General features: G+C 69.2%; 19 protein-coding genes and 1 tRNA gene. 11 read left to right on the forward strand and 9 right to left on the reverse strand.

What is annotated here, in order from left to right; genetic code table 11:
- Positions 1-4: 4 nt before the first annotated feature.
- On the reverse strand, positions 5-790 hold the full coding sequence (locus tag BMZ17_RS00075; RefSeq protein ID WP_093133454.1) for a M90 family metallopeptidase: 786 nt from the start codon (positions 788-790) through the stop codon (positions 5-7).
- Positions 757-1038, reverse strand: coding sequence for a hypothetical protein (locus BMZ17_RS00080; RefSeq protein ID WP_093133457.1), 282 nt, complete (start codon positions 1036-1038; stop codon positions 757-759). Before BMZ17_RS00080 ends, BMZ17_RS00075 begins: the two co-directional genes overlap by 34 nt.
- A gap of 86 nt (positions 1039-1124) precedes the next feature.
- Between BMZ17_RS00080 and birA the strand changes: the two genes are divergently transcribed.
- The 6 genes from birA (at position 1125) to BMZ17_RS00110 (ending at position 4551) form a co-directional block, all read left to right on the forward strand.
- Complete coding sequence (gene birA, locus BMZ17_RS00085; RefSeq protein WP_254775151.1) at positions 1125-2126, forward strand: bifunctional biotin--[acetyl-CoA-carboxylase] ligase/biotin operon repressor BirA; 1002 nt, start codon at positions 1125-1127, stop codon at positions 2124-2126.
- Positions 2127-2128: 2 nt separating this feature from the next.
- On the forward strand, positions 2129-2896 hold the full coding sequence (locus BMZ17_RS00090; RefSeq protein ID WP_093133466.1) for a type III pantothenate kinase: 768 nt from the start codon (positions 2129-2131) through the stop codon (positions 2894-2896).
- 11 nt (positions 2897-2907) lie between these two features.
- Positions 2908-3714, forward strand: a complete 807-nt coding sequence (locus tag BMZ17_RS00095; protein WP_093133470.1) for an SPOR domain-containing protein — start codon at positions 2908-2910, stop codon at positions 3712-3714.
- Positions 3715-3743: 29 nt separating this feature from the next.
- Positions 3744-3819, forward strand: a tRNA-Thr gene (locus BMZ17_RS00100).
- 166 nt (positions 3820-3985) lie between these two features.
- Positions 3986-4141: an entericidin A/B family lipoprotein gene (locus tag BMZ17_RS00105; RefSeq protein WP_093133474.1), complete on the forward strand. Its 156-nt coding sequence runs from the start codon at positions 3986-3988 to the stop codon at positions 4139-4141.
- Positions 4142-4341: 200 nt separating this feature from the next.
- Complete coding sequence (locus BMZ17_RS00110; protein ID WP_093133479.1) at positions 4342-4551, forward strand: CsbD family protein; 210 nt, start codon at positions 4342-4344, stop codon at positions 4549-4551.
- Positions 4552-4616: 65 nt separating this feature from the next.
- Here BMZ17_RS00110 and BMZ17_RS00115 read toward each other — a convergent pair whose 3' ends face one another.
- Positions 4617-5366 (reverse strand): hypothetical protein, encoded by a 750-nt coding sequence (locus tag BMZ17_RS00115; RefSeq protein WP_093133484.1) that lies wholly within the window; start codon positions 5364-5366, stop codon positions 4617-4619.
- A gap of 115 nt (positions 5367-5481) precedes the next feature.
- Between BMZ17_RS00115 and BMZ17_RS00120 the strand changes: the two genes are divergently transcribed.
- From BMZ17_RS00120 to BMZ17_RS00130, 3 genes are all read left to right on the forward strand, one after another.
- The gene (locus tag BMZ17_RS00120; protein WP_093133488.1) at positions 5482-6780 is read left to right on the forward strand and encodes a tryptophan--tRNA ligase; all 1299 of its coding nucleotides are present in this window, start codon (positions 5482-5484) and stop codon (positions 6778-6780) included.
- Positions 6781-6860: 80 nt separating this feature from the next.
- Positions 6861-7802, forward strand: a complete 942-nt coding sequence (locus tag BMZ17_RS00125) for an MBL fold metallo-hydrolase (RefSeq protein WP_093133493.1) — start codon at positions 6861-6863, stop codon at positions 7800-7802.
- Between the two features lie 66 nt (positions 7803-7868).
- Entirely contained in the window at positions 7869-9518 is a 1650-nt protein-coding gene (locus BMZ17_RS00130; protein ID WP_093133497.1) for a M28 family metallopeptidase, read from the forward strand.
- 12 nt (positions 9519-9530) lie between these two features.
- Here the strand turns inward: BMZ17_RS00130 and BMZ17_RS00135 are convergent, their stop codons facing one another.
- Positions 9531-9917, reverse strand: coding sequence for a VOC family protein (locus BMZ17_RS00135; RefSeq protein WP_093133502.1), 387 nt, complete (start codon positions 9915-9917; stop codon positions 9531-9533).
- A 47-nt stretch (positions 9918-9964) separates the two neighbouring features.
- Entirely contained in the window at positions 9965-10720 is a 756-nt protein-coding gene (locus BMZ17_RS00140) for an SDR family NAD(P)-dependent oxidoreductase (RefSeq protein WP_093133507.1), read from the reverse strand.
- Between BMZ17_RS00140 and BMZ17_RS20775 the strand changes: the two genes are divergently transcribed.
- On the forward strand, positions 10719-10919 hold the full coding sequence (locus BMZ17_RS20775) for a hypothetical protein (RefSeq protein WP_139202760.1): 201 nt from the start codon (positions 10719-10721) through the stop codon (positions 10917-10919). The two genes, BMZ17_RS00140 and BMZ17_RS20775, sit on opposite strands and share 2 nt — an antisense overlap.
- 9 nt (positions 10920-10928) lie before the next feature.
- Here BMZ17_RS20775 and fusA read toward each other — a convergent pair whose 3' ends face one another.
- A complete protein-coding gene (fusA, locus tag BMZ17_RS00145) occupies positions 10929-12965 on the reverse strand; it encodes an elongation factor G (protein WP_093133512.1) in 2037 nt (678 codons plus the stop codon).
- Between the two features lie 482 nt (positions 12966-13447).
- Between fusA and BMZ17_RS00150 the strand changes: the two genes are divergently transcribed.
- Complete coding sequence (locus BMZ17_RS00150; protein WP_093133517.1) at positions 13448-13783, forward strand: DUF6172 family protein; 336 nt, start codon at positions 13448-13450, stop codon at positions 13781-13783.
- A 37-nt stretch (positions 13784-13820) separates the two neighbouring features.
- On the opposite strand, the gene BMZ17_RS00155 is transcribed toward BMZ17_RS00150, so the two are convergent.
- From BMZ17_RS00155 to BMZ17_RS00165, 3 genes are all read right to left on the reverse strand, one after another.
- Entirely contained in the window at positions 13821-15083 is a 1263-nt protein-coding gene (locus tag BMZ17_RS00155; RefSeq protein ID WP_093133521.1) for a DEAD/DEAH box helicase, read from the reverse strand.
- A 166-nt stretch (positions 15084-15249) separates the two neighbouring features.
- Complete coding sequence (locus BMZ17_RS00160) at positions 15250-16632, reverse strand: dihydrolipoamide acetyltransferase family protein (RefSeq protein ID WP_093133524.1); 1383 nt, start codon at positions 16630-16632, stop codon at positions 15250-15252.
- Positions 16633-16634: 2 nt separating this feature from the next.
- The gene (locus BMZ17_RS00165; RefSeq protein WP_093133527.1) at positions 16635-16985 is read right to left on the reverse strand and encodes an SH3 domain-containing protein; all 351 of its coding nucleotides are present in this window, start codon (positions 16983-16985) and stop codon (positions 16635-16637) included.

A 16985-nucleotide genomic window follows, 5' to 3' on the forward strand; every position in this document is an offset into this window, starting at 1 on the left:
CGCATTAGAACAGCGTCGGCGGCGCGCCGTAGAGCTTGGTCAGATGCTCAGCCACTTCCGGCATGGCCTCACGCAATACCTGTGGCGCGGAGAAGTGGTACTCGCTCACCACGGCGAAGAATTCTTCGGGGGATTCGGCCGCGTAGTCGTCGATGCGCGTGCGTTTGCCGGCGTCCACGCGGGCACACAACGCGTCGTAGTGCTGCTGGAAATCCCGCGTCCATGCGCGCTGCCACGCACCCGGCAGCGGCGGACTGCCATCGGCCTGGCCATTGAGCGCATCGAGTTTGTGCGCCATCTCGTGCACCGCCACGCAGAAGCCCGACGCCGGATCGGCGATGTCGGCCTGCACGTCAGCCCAAGACAGGATCAACGGGCCGCTGTCCCAGGCCTCGCCGGCCAGTTCGTCTTCCCATTCGTGCAGCACGCCGGCCGCATCGACATGGCTGCGCTGCACGCGGAACGCTTCGGGATAGATGATCAGCTGCGACCAGCCCCGCAGGCCGCCGATGCCGAATTCCAGCAGCGGCAGGCAGCACAGCGCGGCCAGCTGCACGCGCGCGGCCTCATCCAGCGTCAGGTCGCCCAGCGGTGTGATCGTTTTCTGGTGGAGGAAGCGCGCGGCCAGCGCGCGCAGCGTCAGCTGCTGCGCAGGCGTCAGGCCACGGACCCACGGCAAGGTCTCGCAAGCGTGCTGCCAGGGTGCGTCTTCGATCGAAAGTGGCTGGCCGCGCAGCCAGCGCAACAACGGCTGGATCAGCGGAACATCCCGGGCAGGAAGCTGTTCCACTTCGGCACGCGCATGCGCATCACGGCGTCTTCGTCGCCGCCGCCGCCCTGGCTGGTCGCCGGGGTGGCCGGCCGCGTGTAGCTGCCGGAGGTCGCCGGCTTTTCCTGCGGAGTGGTCGAGCCGCTGCCGGAATTGCGATTGGCCGCATCGGGTGCGCCAGGCGCGGACACGTCGGCGCGCCCGTTCTGCGCGAGCACGGGCGAGACGGCACAGGTCAACAGCAGAACAGCAAGGCAGGCGCGAAGCATCGGAAGACTCCGGGGCGGGCACACAGCAGCGGACCCGCATCATAGCGTGGTTTGGGGCGCCCGGCGGGTGCCGCATAATGGACCGGATGAATGCTTCCCCTGTTCAGTCTGCCGCGCCCGCCGAACGCGAACGCCAGCTGCTGCTGCGCCTGGCGCAGGGCCCGGTGTCGGGCGACCTGCTGGCCCAGGAAACCGGCCTGACCCGGGCTGCGATCTGGAAGCGGGTGCAGGCGCTGCGCGAGGCCGGGATCGCCGTTGCCGGCAGCGCCGGGCATGGCTACACGCTGGAACAGCCGCTGGACCTGCTCGAGGCCGGCGCCATTGCCGCTGGACTGGACGCGGCCGCGCGTGCAGAGATTGCTGGGCTGGACGTGGCCTGGAGCCTGGATTCGACCAATTCCGAACTGCTGCGCCGGGACACCCCGGCCGCCGGCTGCGCGGTGCTGCTGGCCGAGCGCCAGACCGGCGGCCGCGGCCGGCGCGGACGGTCCTGGACCTCGCCGCTGGCCGCGCACATTTATCTGTCGATCGCGCGCCGGTTCGGCGGCGGCTTGGCCCGGCTGGGCGGTTTGAGCCTGGTCGCGGGCGTGGCGGTGGCCGAAGGCCTGCGCGACCTGGGCGTGTCCCAGATCGGGCTGAAATGGCCCAATGACCTGGTGATCAACGGCCGCAAGCTCGGCGGCCTGCTGGTCGAAGGCGGCGGCGAAGCCGGTGGTCCGGTGCGCGCGGTGATCGGCATCGGCCTCAACGTGCGCATGCCGGCCGCGCAAGCCGGGCTGATCGACCAGCCGTGGCTGGACCTAGCCGAAGCGCTGCCGGGGCTGACCTCGCGCAACGCGGTGGCCGGCGCGGTGCTGGCGCGGCTGCTGCCGGCGCTGGCGCTGTTCGATGCAGAAGGGCTGGCGCCGTTCCGTCCTCGGTACGCCGCGCTGGATGCGCTGCACGGGCAGCGCGTGGTGGTGAAGCTGGATAGCGGCGATGTGTTCGGCACCGCCGAGGGCATCGCCGACGATGGCGCGCTGCGCCTGCGCACGCCGCAGGGCCTGCGCGATTTCCACGCCGGCGAAGTCAGCGTGCGGGCGGTCTGAGCATGACGGCCGAACCCGAGCGCTGGCTGTTCGACCTGGGCAACACGCGGCTGAAGTGCGCACGCGTGCAGGCCGATGGTCGGCCTGGGCCGGTGATCGCCTTCGGCAACGGGCAGGGCGATCTGCTGCAGGGACTGGCCGCGCAGCTACCGCCGTCGGGCCTGTCGGCCTGCCTGGCCAGCGTGGCCGCGCCGGCGCTGACCGCGGGCGTGCTGGAGGTGCTGCAGGCGCGCTTCCGCGTGGTGTCGCTGGCGCGCACGCAGGCCTCGCTGGCCGGGTTGCAGGTGGCGTATGCGGAGCCTGCGCGGCTTGGCGTGGACCGTTTCCTGGCCATGCTCGGTGCGCGCACGCATGGCACGGGGCCGTGGCTGGTGGCCGGGGTCGGTACCGCGCTGACCATCGATGCGATCGCTGAAGACGGGCGCCACCTGGGCGGGCGCATTGCGCCCTCGCCGCAGCTGATGCGGCAGGCGCTGCATCGCGCCGCAGCGCAGTTGCCAGCCGACGGCGGACTGTTCGACGAATTCGCCTGCGACACGCCCGACGCGTTGGCCTCGGGCTGCGAAGGCGCGGCCGTCGCCCTGATCGAACGCAGCCTGGTCCAGGCCACTGCGGCGCTGGGCGCAACGCCGGGCCTGCTGCTGCACGGCGGCGGCATCGAAACGCTGCTGCCGCTGTTGCCGCAGGCGCGCCGTGTCGATGGCCTGGTGCTGGAAGGCCTGGCTGTCTGGTCCGGCGCGCAGGCTGGCGTCGTCGCGGCCGCCCGCTAGAATCCCGCGTCATGCTGACCCGCGCCCTCATCCTCCTGCTGGTGTTCCTCAACCTGGGCGTGGCCGCCTGGTGGTTGATGGCGCCGCCGCCCAAGCCCGTGTCCGTCGCCGCGCAGGTTGGTCAGGCGCCAGTGCTTGACTACCCGACCGCCCAGCAGCTGGCCGAGGCGCGCCGCGTCGCCGCCGCGCGACCGGTGGCGGTCGATGCGCCCCCGCCGCCGCAGCTGGTCGAGGTCAAGCCGACCACCTCGGTGGTGCCCGCGCCACAACCCGAAGCCGCCAAACCCAAACCCAAGCCGGAACCGCTCAAGCCTGCGCCGGCCAAGGTCGAGCCGCCCAAGCCCGAACCCGCCAAGCCGGTCACTTCGCCGTTGGCCTGCGCCTCGCTGGGGCCGTTCGAAACCGAGGCGGACGCCCAGGCCGCGCAGGCACGCCTGAAGCTGCCCGGCGGCGTGCGCCTGCGCAGCCAGGCCCAGCCGGCGCGTGCCTACTCGGTGATGGCGCCGTTCGCCGATCGCGCTGCCGCGCAGGACATGGCGATGCGGATCTCCGCCGCCGGTTTCGATGACCTGATGGTGATCTCCAGCGGTCCCAACACCGGCGTGGCGTTGGGTCGCTACAGCACGCGCGAAGCGGCCCAGCGCCGCCAGCGCGATCTGGAAGCGGCCGGCTTCGACGCGCGCATGGAACCGGTCGGCGCCGAAGGGCCCAACCAGTGGTGGATGGACGTGCGCGCCAACCAGCCGATCTCGATCCTGCAGACCCAGGCCGGCGCCGCGCGCGCGGTGGCGCAAGACTGCACGCGCACGAGCGGCTAGAATGCGGGCCCGGCCACGCGCCGGCCCGTGCCGCTTTAGCTCAGCTGGTAGAGCAACCGCCTTGTAAGCGGTAGGTCATCCGTTCGATTCGGATAAGCGGCACCATTTTCTTCTCTTCATGCGACCTGCTGCCGATGTGCGCGGCGTCGCGGTCCGATCCTTCGATCGCCTTTCATTCAGCGGGTTCACGCGGTTTCCACGGCGATCTCGTCAGCCTGCATGGCAAGGTTTTCCGAAGGGGAAAACCGGGAAACCAAACTGGAGAATTCCCATGAAGCGCATGATCGCGATGCTGGTGTTGTCGGTCTTCTTTGCCGGTTCGCTGGCTGCCTGCAACACCGTCAAGGGTGCAGGTCAGGACGTGCAGAAGGTCGGCACCAAGATGGAAGATTCCGCCGACAAGACCGGCGGCACGGGTACCAAGTAAGTCCTGCGCGGGCCCTGCGGCCCAGCGCGAAGGAAAGGCCGGCGCAAGCCGGCCTTTCTTTTTGTGCGGCAGGGTGTGCGGCGGCGATCTGCGGGGCTGAATGCATAACGCGGCCTGCACGCGCGGCGCACGCGCAGGCAACGCGCCGTTGGCCAAGGTGGGGGCGTCCCGCAACACCACACCAACCAACGAGGTGACGCATGAACAAGGACATCATTGCCGGCAACTGGAAGCAGCTCAAAGGCAAGGCCCAGGCCAAATGGGGCGACCTGACCGATGACGTCTTCGACGTCGCCGAAGGCAACGCCGAATACCTGGCCGGCAAGCTGCAGGAACGCTACGGCTGGGATCGCGACCGCGCCGAAAAGGAAGTCAGCGCCTTCCAGCGCGACTTCGACAAGCATCACTGAGCCAGCGCACATCCCGTAAAGCGACAACGGGCCTTCGGGCCCGTTGTCGTGTGTGGCGATGGACGTTACGGGTCCGGGACGAACCCGTCGGCGAATGCTTGAGGACGATCAACCGCCAATGGCCTGCGCACAGGCAAGACGCCGAGCGCGATCAGGCGCGATCGGGTGTCGTAGCGCAGCTGCGTGCGCTGCTGCGGACGCGCGCTGTCGCGGACGAAGGTGGTGCGGCCGACCGGCGCCCATTGGCGCTCGCCATGCCCGGTGCCCAGCGTCTGCTTGCTTGCCTCGGCGGCCGGTGCGGCAGCCCGTGCGGCGTCGTTGCGGCGCTCGGGCGCGGCCGGGTCGGGCAGAACGGAAACCGGCGCCGGCGCGCGTTCGCGGAACGCCGCCAGGCCGATCACGCCGACGTTGTCCGGCCGCCCGGTGCGCGCCGCGTAACTGTCGGGCAGATCGGTGAACACGAACGCGGCCACCTCCTGCAACGATTTGCGCCAGCCGCTGATTTCAGTCGTTTGCCACGGCGCGAGCACGTAGCCGCCCTGGTCGACGCACGCGTCCTGGCCGGAAACCGCGTTGACGCCGTCCACCGACACCACGACCAGCACGCGCGCGCCCGTGAGGTTGGTCAGGCGCAGCGCGTAGCGATGGCCGGGATCACCCTCGATCCAGCGCTCGCCGCGGTGCGGCCATTCGGGCAGGGTGCGGCCGCTGTCGCGGTCCACCACGCTCAGCTGGACCAGGGATTGGGCGTGCAGCACGGGCGCGCAGCCCAGCGCGAACAGGACGAGCGTGACGCGGAACAGGCGGCGGAACATGGCGGTCACCGGCAGTGGTGGAAGGTGATCGATCCAACGGCCCAGCCACGCCAACGGGGTTGCACCGTCGCGGGCAGGTAAACTGGACGGCCTGGTTCCCCTGCATCCAACGCGCATGACCACCCGTGTCCTGACCGGCATCAAGCCTTCCGGCGTCCCCCACATCGGCAATTTCGTCGGCGCGATCCGTCCGGCGGTCGTGGCCAGCCGCACCCCGGGCGTGGAAAGCTTCTTCTTCCTCGCCGACCTGCACAGCCTGATCAACACCCAGGACCCGGAGCGCGTGCGCCGCTCGACGCTGGAGATCGCCGCCAGCTGGTTGGCCGCCGGGCTGGAGCCGGACAAGGTGTGGTTCTACCGGCAGAGCGACATCCCCGAGATCTCCGAGCTGACCTGGCTGCTGACCTGCGTGGCCGGCAAGGGCATCCTCAATCGCGCCCATGCCTACAAGGCGGCGGTGGACAAGAACACCGCCGACCACCAGGACGCTGATGCGGGCATCACCGCCGGCCTCTTCATGTATCCGGTGCTGATGGCGGCCGATATCCTGATCTTTAACGCGCACCAAGTGCCGGTCGGTCGCGACCAGGTCCAGCACATCGAGATGGCGCGCGACTTCGGCCAGCGCTTCAACCATGTGTACGGGCGCGAGTTCTTCACCCTGCCCGAGGCGGCGATCGACGAGCAGGTGGCGACCTTGCCGGGCCTGGACGGCCGCAAGATGAGCAAGAGCTACGACAACACGATTCCGCTCTCGGCCTCGCCCGCCGAGCTGAAGAAACTGATCTTCTCGATCCTCACCGATTCGCGCGCGCCGGGCGAGCCCAAGGACACCGAAGGCTCGCCGCTGTTCCAGCTCTACCAGGCGTTCGCCACGCCGGAAGAAACGGCCGCGTTCGCGCAGGCCTATGCCGACGGCATCGCATGGGGCGATGCCAAGCAGCAGCTGTTCGAGCGCGTCGAGCGCGATATCGCGCCGCTGCGCGAGCGCTACGAAGCGCTGGTGGCCAAGCCGGCCGAGATCGAGGCGATCCTGCGCGATGGTGCGCAGCGCCTGCGTGCGCAGTACGCCACGCCGCTGCTGCGCGAGTTGCGCGACGCGGTGGGCCTGCGCGATCTGTCGCTGGCGCCAAGCGTCGCCAAGCAGGCCACAGCGAAGGCCGCATTGCCGGTGTTCAAGCAGTATCGCGAGGCCGACGGACGCTTCTATTTCAAGCTCTCCGATGCGCAGGGCAACGTGCTGGTGCAGAGCCAGGGCTTCGATTCGCCGCGCGATGCCGGCCAGCTGGTGGCGGCGTTGAAGAACGCCGAAGTCGCCGACCAGCTGCAGTCCACCGAGATCGAACTGAAAGTCGCGGCCGACGAGGTCTTGGCTGCACTGGCCTCACTGCGCGAAGCCGCCGCACAGGCCTGAGCCTTGCGACCAAGGGTGCATCGTGCGCTCACGGTGCGCTGCCTAGAATCGGGCTTCCTCCTCAAGAAGCCCCGCGCGCCATGAGCCAGCACGGCATCCACACGGTCGACACCGCGTTCCAGCGCGAGCACTTCGATGCCTGCTATCTGATCGTGGAAGGCGGACGCGGCGCGTTCGTCGATTGCGGCACCAATCATTCGGTGCCGCTGCTGCTGGCGGCGATCGCACGCGCCGGACTGACGCCGGCCGACATCGACTGGGTGCTGGTGACGCATATCCATCTGGATCATGCCGGCGGCACTGGCCTGCTGCTGCAGCACCTGCCCAATGCGAAGGTGGTCGCGCATCCGCGCGCTGCGCCGCACCTGATCGATCCCAGCCGGATCATCGCCGGCGCCACCGCGGTCTATGGCGCTGAAGAAATCGCGCGCAGCTACGGCCAGGTGCAGCCGGTGCCCGCCGAACGTGTCGTCGTGGCGGAGGACGGCCACGTGGTCGATCACAACGGCCGGCCGTTGCTGTGTCTGGATACGCCAGGCCATGCCAAGCATCACTACTGCGTGTGGGATGCGCGCAGCGCGTGCTGGTTTACCGGCGACACGTTCGGCCTCTCGTATCGCGAATTCGATGGGCCGCAGGGGCCTTTCATCCTGCCGACCAGTTCGCCGGTGCAGTTCGAGCCCGACGCGCTCAAGCAGTCGATCGCGCGCATGCTGGCTTACCAGCCGCAGGGCATGTATCTCACCCATTACGACCGCGTCGGCCAGTCTTATGCCGAGGTGGAGAAGCTCGCGCAGGATCTGTACGAACAGATCAACGCGATGGAAAAGCTCGGTCACGACGCCAACGGCAAACCCGAGCGCCACGCCAAACTGCTCGAAGCGCTGACGGCGCTGTATCTGCAGCGCGCCCGCGAGGCGCAGGTGCCGCTGGACGATACGCAGGTCGAAGCCGCGCTCGCGCTAGATATCGAACTCAACGCGCAGGGCCTGGCCTGCTGGCTGGATCGCGAACGGCGTTGAGGGCGACGATGGCCCGCGTGCCATCGCCTAGACTGGCCATCACTTTGTTGCGATGGAAGCTCGAAGATGCGTGGATGCCTGGCCGTGTCGTGTCTGCTGGTCTTGGGCTTGCCCGTCGCCGCGCAGGAGGTGCCCGGTGGCGGCATCGGCGCCGAGGCGCTCTCGCGCCATGTCGCCGAGTTGTCCTCCGATGCCTACGCGGGCCGCGCACCGGCAACGGACGGCGAGCGCCGCACGGTCGATTACCTGGTGGCGCAGTTCAAGCGCGATGGCCTGCAGCCCGGTGGCGAGCGTGGCGGCTGGACCCAGGACGTGACCCTGGTGCGGGCCGAAGTGCAGGGGCAGCCGGTGGCGACCGTGCGGGTCGGCGGGCAGGCGAGCACCTGGCGCAATGGCGAGGACGTGACCCTGCAGTCGCTTTATCCAGCCACGCACATCGCGTTGCAGGACGCGCCGCTGGTGTTCGTCGGCTATGGCGTGAATGCGCCGGAGCGGCACTGGGACGACTACAAGGGCGTGGACCTGGCGGGCAAGGTCGCGGTGGTGCTGATCAACGATCCGGACTTTGAAACGCCGCAGCCCGGCGCCTTCGACGGCAAGGGCATGACGTACTACGGGCGCTGGACCTACAAGTACGAGGAGCTGGCGCGCAAGGGCGCAGCGGGCGTGCTGATCGTGCACGAGACCGCGCCAGCCGCGTATGGCTGGGCCACGGTGAAAAGCTCAGGCACCTCGCCGTTGTTCGACATCCCGCGCGACAACGCCGCGCAGTACCACACGCGCTTGCGCGGCTGGCTGCAGCGCGATGCCGCGGTGGCATTGTTCAAGCACGCCGGCTTGGATTTCGAGGCCTTGAAGGCCAAGGCGCAGCGGGCGGACTTCAAGCCGGTGGAGCTGGGTGATGCGCGGCTGAGCACCGTATTCGAGGTCAAGCGCGAGCAGGTCACCAGTCACAACGTGATCGCCAAGCTGCCCGGTGCGCAACGACCGTCGGAGTCGGTGATCTATTCCGCGCACTGGGATGCGTACGGCATCGGTGCGCCTGATGAGGCGGGCGATGCGGTCCGCCACGGGGCGGTCGATAACGCCACCGGCGTGGCCGCGGTGCTGGAGCTGGCGCGCGTGTTTGCCGCCGGGCCGCGGCCGGCACGCACCACGCTGTTCATGGCGCTCACCGCGGAAGAAAAAGGCCTGCTCGGCGCGACGTACTACGCGGCCCACCCCTTGATGCCGCTGGCCAGGACCGCGGCGGTGATCAACATCGAGATGCTCAGCCCGGATGGCCCGACCCGCGACATCGCTTCGTGGGGCCGCGGACGCGTGTCGCTGGAACATGATCTGGCGATGGCCGCGAAAGCGCGCGGCAAGGCCTATTCGCCCGACCCGAATCTCGAAGCCGGCTTCTTCTATCGCGCAGACCATTTCGCGTTCGCGCAGAAGGGCGTGCCGGCGATCACCGTCGGCGCCGGGCTGGATCGCGTCGATGGCGGCGTGGCCAAGGGCAAGGCCTTGCGCGATGCCTACTTCGCGCGCTGCTACCACCAGCCCTGCGACAAGGTCACCGCGCGTTGGGATGCGAGCGGGCAGGCGCAGGACGTGACGATCCTGTACGACCTGGGACGCGACATTGCCAACGGCGATGCGTGGCCGGTGTGGCAGGCCGATTCGGAATTCAGCGGCGCACGCGCGGCCAGCGCGGACGCACGCACCGACTGAGGCGCGACAGCTTCACTCCCATCGATTGGGCGGGGTGCCCGTCTCGGTCTCGCGCATCGGCACCACGCAGAAGCGATGGCCGGTAGGGGCCTCCATCACCCACCAGCGCTCGCGGACCTGCTGCACGCGCCGGGCGCCGAGGGCTTCCAGGCGCGCGACTTCGGCGGCGATGTCGTCGGTCTCGATATCCAGGTGCACGCGCGAAGGGTGCTCGACCTTCTGCACTTCGATATGCAGGCCGCCAGGGCCCTCCTGCAGGACGGCGTAGCGGTCTTCGCCGCCTTCATCTGCATCGGCGACGGCCAGGCCCAGCGCCTGGCTCCAGAAGGTGGCGTGATCGGTCAGGCTGCCGTCCTGGCAGTCGATGATGAAACCGGCAAGGCGACTGCGATGGGCCATGGCGTGCTCCGGCGAATGCGTTCGCGCGAGCTTACGCCGCGCAGCTGTCAGGCACCGAGTGCCTGGCCACCATCGACCGCCAGCACCTGGCCGGTGATCCAGCGGGCGCGCGCAGAGGCCAGGAAAACGGCGGCCTCGGCCACGTCTTCGACCGCGCCGAATCGACCGAACGGAATGCTGTCGCGAATGCGCGCGTACAGCGCGGGTTCGGTGGTCTTGCGCTTGTCCCACAGGCCATCGGCGAATTCGATCGAGCCTGGCGCGATCGCATTGACGCGGATTTTCTCGCGTGCCAGCTCGGTCGCCAGGGTCACGGTGTAATAGTTCAACGCGGCCTTGGCGGTGGAGTACGCGGCAGCACGCGGCGTGGGCACGCTGCCGTTGATCGAGCTGATGTTGATGATCGCTGGCGATGCGCTGCGGCGCAGGTGCGGCAAGGCAATGCGGTTGGTGCGGACCGCCGCCATCAGGTCGACGTTGAAGCCGGCCAGCCAGCTCGCATCATCGCTGCCGTTGCCATAGCCAGAGGCGTTGTTGACCACCACGTCGATGCCACCGAGCGCGGCTGCGGCGGCGGTGACCCACGCCTCGATCTGGGCCGCGTCGGACAGGTCGCAAGGCAGTGCGTGGACTGCGCGGCCGTGGCGTGACAAAGCGGCGACGGCGTCGTTCAAGCCGCCTTCGCTGCGCGCGCAGATCGACACCTGTGCGCCTTCGCGCGCGAACGCGTCGGCCATCGCCAGGCCGATGCCGCGGCTGCCACCGGCGACGAGAATGCGCAGATCGTGCAGGGAGTCGGTCATGGCGGAGCTCGATGTTGGAGAGGCGTCGATTATCGACGAGTGCGCGGGCGTAGGCGCTGCTTCTGCAGCGATGGCGCTTTCCCGCGAGAGCCACCTCGCTGCTGAAGCGGCTCCCACAGTTAAGCCAGCTGCCATGCGCGCACAAAAAAGGGAGCCGGACGACCGGCTCCCTGTTCCTTTTCTTCATGGTGTTGCGTGATGCGAAGTGTCACGCAGCGCGTGCCGGTGCATAACCTTCAAACTGCAGGCTGGCCGACGCGCGTCCCTGGGTCAGCGAACGCAGCGTGGTGGTGTAGGCCTGCAGCTGCGCCAGCGGGGCCAGGGCCTGCACCTGAGCGCGCGTGCCGTGGTCTTCGATCGTCAGCACGCGGCCTTCGCGTCGCTGCAGGTCGCCGACCACATCGCCGACATGGCTGGCCGGCGTGTCGATCGCCATCGCCATCACCGGCTCCAGCAGCGTGGTGCCGCCTTGCTGCAGCGCCGTGCGCACGGCTTCAGCGGCCGCGCGCTGGAACGCCATGTCCGACGAATCCACCGTGTGCGCCTGCCCATCGACCAGCGCCACCTCGACGCCGACCACAGGATATCCGCGCGGGCCCTGCGCAAGCGCCGCGCGCACGCCCTTTTCCGTGGCGGCGATGAACGCGCGCGGCACCACGCCGCCGGTCGTGCGATCGACGAACACCACCTGGCCGTCGGCGCGCGGGAAGAGATCCAGCACCACGCGGGCGAACTGGCCGTGGCCACCGGTCTGCTTGGACAGCCGGCCTTCCACGCCGCGCGAAATCTCCTGCGGGGTTTCCTGGTAGGCCACGCGTGGCGAACCGGTGCGCACATCCACCTTCCACTCGCTGCGCAGGCGTTCGACCATCACCTCCAGGTGCAGCTCGCCCATGCCCCAGACCAGGGTTTCGCCGGTCTCGGGATCGCTGCCGACGCGGAAGGACGGGTCCTCCTGCGCCAGCTGGGCCAGGCCCTGGCCCAACCGGATCAGGTCGTTGGCGTTGGCCGCGCTCAAGCGCCACGACAGCACGGCCGGCTGCGCCTGGATGCGCTCCAGCTGCAGCGGCTGCGCAATCGCGCTCAGGGTTTCGCCGGTAGCGACGTCCTTCCAGCCCAGCACGGCCACGATCTCGCCGGCCTGTGCCTGGGCGATGTCGTGCACGCGGTCGGCCTGCACCACGGCCAGGCGGCCGATGCGGCGCGGACGTTCGGCATGGCTGGAGGCCACCGCATCGCCCACGCGCAACGTGCCCGAATAGACGCGCACGAAAGCCAGCGCCGTGTGTTCCTGATGGGTGATCTTGAACACCAGCGCCGCGAGCGCCCCGTTGGGATCGGCCGGCAGCCGCACCTCGCCTTCGGCACCCCGCGCGCGCACCGCCGGACGATCCAGCGGCGAGGGCAGGTAGTCGACGATGGCATCGAGCAGCAGCTCCACGCCCTTGTGCTTGAACGCCGAGCCGGCGATCACCGGCACGCCCAGTCCCGCCAGCGTGCCGCGGCGCAGGGCCGCGCGCAGCGCTGACGCATCGATGTCCACGCCTTCCAGCCACGCCGTGGCCAGGGCCTCGTCATGGTTGGCGACCGCTTCCACCAGCTGCTGGCGTGCAGGCTCGTAACGCGCGTGTTCGTCGTCCGTCCACGGGCGCTGCAACGCCGGCTGCGGGTGCTGCCAGCTGACCACGCGGCGTTCGACCAGGTCGATCCAGCCATCGAAGTCGCCATCACTTCCCAGGACAAGACCCAGCGGCCACGGCGTGGCATCGAGCTTGTCGCGCAGCTGGGCGACGACGCCGTCCAGCGACGCGCCGGGGCGATCCATCTTGTTGACGAAGGCCAGCAGCGGCACGCCGTGCCGGCGCGCCTGGCGCCACACGGTCTCCGACTGCGGCTGCACGCCATCGACCGCGGAAAACACCGCGACCGCACCATCGAGCACGCGCAGCGAGCGTTCCACCTCGATCGCGAAATCGATGTGGCCCGGGGTGTCGATCAGCGTGAGCTGGTGGGCCGGCTGGTCGCGTGGCGCCCATTGCGCCTGCACGGCGGCCGCGCCGATGGTGATGCCGCGCTCGCGTTCGATCGCCGAGAAGTCGGTCGTCGCCGCGCCATCGTGGACTTCGCCGATGCGATGGATCGCGCCGGTTCTCCACAGCAGGCGTTCGGTAAGCGTGGTCTTGCCCGCGTCGATGTGGGCAATGATGCCCAGGTTGCGGCGGCGGGACAGGGTGGTGGTGTTCATACGGGGAAACTCCAATGCGGTGCCAACGAAAGTGACCGTCCGCATCGGTTGGCTTCGACGCGGACGGCTAGGGTTTGGTTTCCGGATCGAGGTGCATGGCACGTGCTCCTTGGGAGGGTGTGGGTCGGTGAAAAGGCATAAAAAAAGCACCCGGGCGGGTGCTTTGTCGGTCCAGCGGATGGCGCGCGGATCAGGTGATCCTAATCGTCCATCGCCCAGCGCAGGCACACCCGGCCCGCGCTTGCGCGTGGGGTTATCGGCAATATCAGCAGCGGCTGGCGGGTCATGGCGGCGGGACGGCAAACGGGGTGGGAGGCGCGCATTCTGTGCCTGCGCGGGTGGGCCTTCAAGCCTTCATCGTGACTATTGGTAGAACGCTGTGAGGCGGACGGCTTTCGGTGTTCCATCGAGATGAAGGGCCGCGATTCGCGCGCCGGCGGCGCTGGGCCTCACAATAGGCGGCCGTTTCGGATCGATGTGCCATGAGAAAGACCTACCCGCTTCAGATTGAAGGCAAGAACCCCGATCGTCTGCTGGAGGCCGCCAAGCACGACATCCGCAAGTACATCGCGCGCGAACAGCGCAAGGCGCTGCCGGCCGACGCCGATACCTGGCGCTTCGATGCGCGCCTGGGCACCGAGGAAGCCAGTGCCAGGACGATTTCCTCCGGCGAGCTGATCCGCGCGATCGACGCGCTGGTCGCTGACGGCGGGACCCAGTTCTACGTCGAAGTCGTCGCCAAGCCGGGCAAGCGCAACGCGCCGCCGGCCGACAAGGCGGCGCCATCGGACGAGCTGGATTTCGACGACGAAGATTGATCCATGTGGCCGCTGACGTGCGGCCACAACCTGTCGGTCAGTCCGGCTTGGCGGCGGCCTGCGCGGCGCGCAGCTTGTCTTTCTTGCTTGGACGGCGGCCCTTGATGCCGCCGTTGTGATCGCCGATCACGCTCGGTGCCGGCGCCGCTTCTGACGGTTCGAAACCGGCAATGCGTTCGCGCGTGAGACGGACCTGCTGGCGTTTCTCGATCAGGCGCAGCTGCGCCTCGCTTGCCGCATTGAAGAAGCTGATCGCCGTGCCACGGGCGCCGGCCCGGCCGGTGCGGCCGATGCGGTGGGTGTAATCGGCGGCGGCACGTGGCAGGTCGTAATTGACCACCAGCGGCAGCGCCGGGATATCCAATCCGCGGCCGGCCACGTCGGTGGCCACCAGCACCTGCACGCCACTGCCCTGGAATGCACGCAGCACCTGCACACGCCGGCCCTGGGTGAGCGTGCCGTGCAGCGCCTGCGCGCCGATGCCGTTGCGGGCGAGCTTGTCGGCCACGGTGTCGGCGGTGTGGTGGCTGGCGACGAAGACCAGTGCCTGGGTCCAGCCCTCCAGCTGCAGCAGATGCCGCAATAGCGCGGTGCGCTGCGATGGATCGACCTCGATCGCGCGCTGGGTGATGTCCGGTGCGGCGTGCGCATCCGTGTCGGCTTCGACCAGATGCGGCGCGCGCAGCAGGCGACGTGCGAGCGCGGCGATGCGGTCAGGCAGCGTGGCAGAGACCAGCACGGTCTGGCGGCGCGCCGGCAGCAGCGCTTCGATCGCGGCCAGTTCATCGCCGAAGCCCAGGGCGAGCAGCTGGTCGGCTTCGTCGAGCACCAGCGCGGACAGCGTCTCCAGGCGCAGCGCGTTGTGCTGGACCAAGTCGAGCAGGCGCCCCGGCGTGGCGACCACGATCTCGGCGCCGCCGCGCAACGCCATCAGTTGCGGATTGATCGAGACCCCGCCGATGGCAGTTACCACGCGCGGACGCTGCGACAGCTGGCTGCCGAGCTGGATCAGCGTGTCTGCGACCTGCAGCGCCAGTTCGCGCGTGGGCACCAGCACCAGCGCATGCAGCTGCTGCGCGCTGCAACGCCCAGCCTGCGCGCAGCGCTGCAGCAGCGGCAGCGCGAACGCGGCGGTCTTGCCACTGCCGGTGGGCGCGCGGATCAGGACGTCGTCACCAGCCAGCAGTGGCGGAATCGCCTCGCGCTGCACCGGCGACGGCGCGTCGATGCCGGCCTGGCCCAGCGCACGGGCCAGCAGCGGCAGCAGATCGGGGGCGAAACCAAGCGAATCGAAGGACATGCGGACAGGTCGGCAGCGGTGTGCAAAAGGAAGAAAGCGGAGCACTAAAACCACTCGCGCAAGGCCGGCATGCTACGCCAGTGCGCCCATCGGGCCGAAAAGCGCCGCGTGACATGAAAACGCCGGCAATGTGCCGGCGTCTTCGGATCCCGCGTCACGCGTCGCGTCAGTCGGCCAGCGCCAGGTCGTCGATCAGCGCACGCAGGAAACGCGCCGCTTCGCCGCCGGTGCAGGCGCGGTGGTCGAAGGTCACCGACAGCGGGATGACCTTGTGCGATTCGAAACCGCCCATCACCGGCGTCATCTGGAAGCGCGCGCGGCCGGCGGCGACGATGCTCACGCACGGTGGCACCACGATCGGCGTGGCATAGCGGCCGGCGAACATGCCGAAGTTGCTCAGCGAGATCGTGTAGCCGGTCAGCTCGCTGGCCGGCAGGCTGCGCTCCAGCACCTGCGCGCGCAGGCGGTTGACGCCTTCGCGCACGCCGCGCGCATCCAGGATGTCGGCATTGCGCAGCGCGGGCACGAACAGGCCATCGTCGGTATCGACGGCGATGCCGACGTCCACGTGCGGATGCAGGGTGCGGGTCAGCGCCTGGCCATCGAACCAGGCATTCATCGCCGGCACCGCCTTGCAGGCGGCGACGATGCCGCGCACCAGGCGCGCGGTGACATCGCTGCCGGGTAGCCAGGCCTGCACGTCGGCGTCGTCGCTGATGGTGGTGGCCACCACCTGCGCGTGCGCGTCGGCCATCACGCGCGCCATGTTGCGGCGCACGCCCTTGAGTGGCTCGGGCTGGCCGCTGGCGCTCACGCCCGGCGGCGAGGTGCGCATCGGCTTGCCGCTGGCCGACAGCGCGGTGCGCGCGCGGTTGGGATCGATCGCCGGGGCGCCGGCGGGCGCCGGTGTGGCCGCGCGTGCGGCCGGTGCGGGTGCCGCGCCGATCTTGGCCGAACCCTCGGCCGCGGCCTGCTTCACATCGGCCATCGTCACCACGCCTTCGGCGCCGGTGGCGCGCACGCGGGCCAGGTCCACGCCGAGCTTGCGCGCCATCGCACGCACCGCCGGCATCGCCTTGACGCCGCCGACGGCGATAGCGGCCTCGGCCTGCACGGCATTGGAAGACTGCATCGCGCCGACCACGGTGCCGGCGTCGTCGCGTTCGTGGTCGAAGCTTTCCACCGCCGGCGTCGGCACTGCTGGTTCTGCTACTGCTGCAGCAGGCTTGGTCGCGGCAGGCGGGGCCTTCGGTGCGCCGTGCGCATGGCCGGTGTCCTGGCCATCGGCGCGCTGCGGCAGGTTGGGGTCGGGTTCGAACTGGGCCAGCATCGCGCCGGTATCGACGATATCGCCCGGCGCACCGGCCAGCTTGAGCACCTTGCCCGAGACCGGCGAGGGCACTTCCACCACGGCCTTGGCCGTCTCCATCGACACCAGCGGCTCGTCCAGGCGCACCACATCGCCTTCTTTCACGAACCACTCCACGATGGTCGCATCGGGCAGGCCTTCGCCCAGGTCGGGAAGGTGGAAGGTCTTGCTTTCGCTCATGGTCAATTTTCCTGAATCAATTCAAGTGCGCGGGCGGGAATCCAGCCGCTGCGTCCGTGTGCATCGTGCGCCCACCACCAGCCGGCGTGTTCGCGTTCCACCGTCAACACGTCGCCGGGATCGGCGTCCAGTTCACGGGTGTCGTATTCCTGTTGCGCGGTGGCCGCGCCCAGATCGTCCAGATGGAAGATGTCGGCCGGCATCCAACCGCCCAAGCCCTGCGCCAGCGTGGCCCAGACGAAGTTGGGCCACTCGGTATCGGCTTCGCCCAGCACCGCGCCTTCGCCGCGCGCAATGCGGACTGCTTCGCGATCCGGCGCGCGATGGGCGCTGATGACGCGGGCGCGCGGCAT

Origin of the sequence: Pseudoxanthomonas sp. GM95 (assembly GCF_900109775.1) — a bacterium.
Lineage (GTDB): Bacteria > Pseudomonadota > Gammaproteobacteria > Xanthomonadales > Xanthomonadaceae > Pseudoxanthomonas_A.